Origin of the sequence: Paenibacillus sp. 1A_MP2 (assembly GCF_052244825.1) — a bacterium.
Classification (GTDB): Bacteria; Bacillota; Bacilli; order Paenibacillales; family Paenibacillaceae; genus Paenibacillus; species Paenibacillus vandeheii.
In genome coordinates, this window is sequence record NZ_JBQQCS010000004.1 from 1 (window position 1) to 3,191 (window position 3,191).

The following is a 3,191-nucleotide window of genomic DNA, read 5'->3' on the forward strand; positions in this document are numbered from 1 at the left end:
TCCCTCCTGGATTCAGGGCCTTAATTTGGTACTCATACGAGGTTGCTGGATCTAAACCGGTTTCTATAAATTGGGTTTGTCCCGCTTTTACTCGGCCAATTTCTTTGCCGTTACGATAGATAACCAGGTACGTAATGCCTTTCGTGTCTACCTGTTTAAAATCTAGTGTCACGGTCTGTGTTGTGCTTGTCGCCGTGATGTTACTTGGAGCTAGTGGCAACGTCCACAGCTCTACAGGCACGCTCTCCGATGGAATACCTTCGCTATTCTCCACGACGATATGCACTGGATAAGACGTTCCTGGTTCCAAACCATCGATTCGGATCGGCAGCGTATCTCCACGCCACAACTCCGTTCCTTCCTCATCGATCACTACATATTCGTTAGCGTGGTCGACTTCCGGGAATCGGATTTCTGCCCAGTCGTTCCCGGTCTCTACTTCCAAATCCTCTACCGAAACTGGATCCGTGGCCGTTGTTGTGGTCAATTTGATTCCTTGGCCTTCGCCGCCCTGGTTTATTGGCTTAATTTCGTATTCATATGCCGTTCCTGGTTGCAGATCCGTATCCTTGTAGATTACTTCCCCGCTACCTGCGTCCACCTTAGCGATTTCCTGTCCATCACGTAAGATCACGTATTCCTGGATAGCTTGTCCAACGGTCTTCAGCTCAATCGTAACGGATCCGGACTTTACATCGGTGATTCTCGCATTAGCTTCACTCAACTCTGCTTTGGTAACGAGCTGTACCTGAACTCCTTCAGATGCATCACCCGTCTTATTGATGGCGTACAACGTTAAATCATACGCATGGCCAACTTGCAGCTGAGTTAATTGTGCAGCTGCCTGCGGTCCGTTGTAGTACACATACCCATTAGCCTCATCTTTCAGCAAGTACCGAATGGATCCCTGTGGCTCTGTCCATGCCAGAGCAGCCTCAGTGTAATCTGCATCCACCTGTAGCAATTCCGGTGCCTCCGTTTTTGTGCTCCACACGATCTCAGATGCTTTACCCATGCCAGTTCCGTTTTCCGCCGCGACGGTAAAACGATACTCGGTACCTGGCTGTAAATCGGATATCCGGATGGACGGTTCTAGTACTTCTACGCGATTTCCTTGCTCATCCGTCACCCAATACCGTTCAGCCGTTGTATCTGCAGTCCAGCTCAGTACCAGCTCCTTTTCGCCTACCTTCTGAACCTGCAGCATCGATGGCCGTGCTGGTTTGGTCATAAATTCAAAGGTAAGTGGTGCTCCCAAGCCCGAACTGTTTCCTCCTTGCACGGTACCTGTATACACCGTGCTGCCCTTCAGCTGCTGCATCACGTAATGTAAGTCAGAGGTGATAAACTGAGTACCATCATGCAATTCAATCTTGTAGAAGGTCGCTCCTGTGACTGCGCTTAATTGTACTTCAGCTTGAAGTTCTTCAATGCCACTCACTTGAATTGATCCAACTTGCTCTGGTAACGTTACTGTTCGAATCACTTGGGCCTTGCCTTGACCGGTGTCATTAATCGCCACCAGTGATACGGTATACTCCGTGCCCGCTGTCAGGCCAGTAACGGTATACTGCAGATTCGGGCCCTGGTAATGTGCTACAGACAATCCGTTAAGATCAAATACCTGCAGTTCGTACGTATGTGCACTCTGCACACCATCCCATTGGGCTGTAAATCCTGTAATGCTATAGCTACTCAAGCTTAAGGATTTATCTTGTTGCGGTAGCGTCAGTACGTTCAAAGGGTCTGATACATCTCCCTCGCCCGTCTCATTGCCAGCAGCAATTGTATATGCATACGCTGTACCTGATTCAAGTCCAGCATCCTCATAGCTGAGATCTTGATCTCTGCCGTTAAATACCAGAGCATCGTCTCGATATAAATCATAGTATGTGGCTGTGGTTACGCTTTGCCACTCAGTTGTAATGCTATCCTCCTTAATTTCTACTGCTGTAAATCCTGTTGGAGTAGCCGGCAGGGTTAAAAAGCCGGTGCTCGTCGCTACACTTGCACCACTACTATTCAGTGCTGATATCTGTACGGTGTACAGACTACCAGGAGCTAAACCAGTTAACATATGCTGTGTCTCGGATATAGTAATATCTTGATGGGTTTGTCCCAGATTATCAGTCAGTACCAATCTGTATTCCGTCGCACTTGGGACTGGATCAATCGTCACATTCATCTCACCCGGTGTCCGGAAGACAGGTTTAATACTTACTGATGGGCTGTCCGGATATGTCAGCACTTCCGTGCGAGCTTCTGCTGATCCCACATGATTGTTTACTGTCAACTGGTAAGCATAATTTTCGCCGCCTGCCAGGTTTTGATCTACATATTCATTTGCCGGATACTCCAGTGTTGTTTCCTTACCTGTGTTCATGTTTCTGACTGTATATGTGTACCCGTCCGTATACCGATTGCTTGGTAGGCTCCATTGCAGCCTTACTTCGGACGCACTCAGCGCAGTCGCATCCAATGTAGGAGCATTTGGTACTTCCTGCAGCTGATATGGATTTGATGTATGTGTTCCCACATTACCTGCATGGTCAGTAACTTGAGTATGAACATACCAAGTCCCTTCTCCATCATTCAAGGTCACTTGGCCATTGCTAGGCAGTGTCTGCCATGAACCGCTTGGTGTGGCGTCCTGACTCACCTCATAGTAGATTGGATCCACCACTCCAGATAAACGATCACTAGCCGTAATTTGGACATTCGCTCCTTGTTTAGACCAAGTTTGGCCATTAGGTGCCAGATACCACTTCCGGCTGTTCTTTGTCTATCCGGATGGTAAATTCGATTTCCGGACTCGTAAGTCCAACGGCATCCACCGCTCGAGCAGTGATTATATATTCACCTGAGTCCGTCAGTGTTCCACGATCGCCGGTAATGTACGATCCATTATCGATCTTATATTCATACGTCACGTCGGTTGCATCCTGGCTGCCACCCAACTCGAAAGATACGTCTTGATTGGACCAGGATGTATCTGTGACAGTGTGAATGGGTGCTGTTGGTGCTGTTCGGTCAATAAATACCTGTGCATGCGCTTCTACGCTAACATTGCCAGCAATATCGATTGTCCGGCCCCACACATCAGTAATGCCCTCAACATCGACTTCTACAGGACCTGTATAAGTCGTCCAGTTCCCTGTTCCCACTTTAATTTGGCTATTGGCCACACCGCT

General features: G+C 48.2%; 2 protein-coding genes. Both read right to left on the reverse strand.

Annotated elements, in window-relative coordinates:
- Positions 1–2,680, reverse strand: a 2,680-nt coding sequence (locus tag ACTWJ7_RS34665; RefSeq protein WP_443146532.1) for a fibronectin type III domain-containing protein, incomplete at its 3' end; no start/stop codon positions are given.
- Positions 2,681–2,747: 67 nt separating this feature from the next.
- The coding region (locus ACTWJ7_RS34670) for an OmpL47-type beta-barrel domain-containing protein (RefSeq protein ID WP_443146533.1) at positions 2,748–3,191 on the reverse strand (444 nt) is incomplete at its 5' end.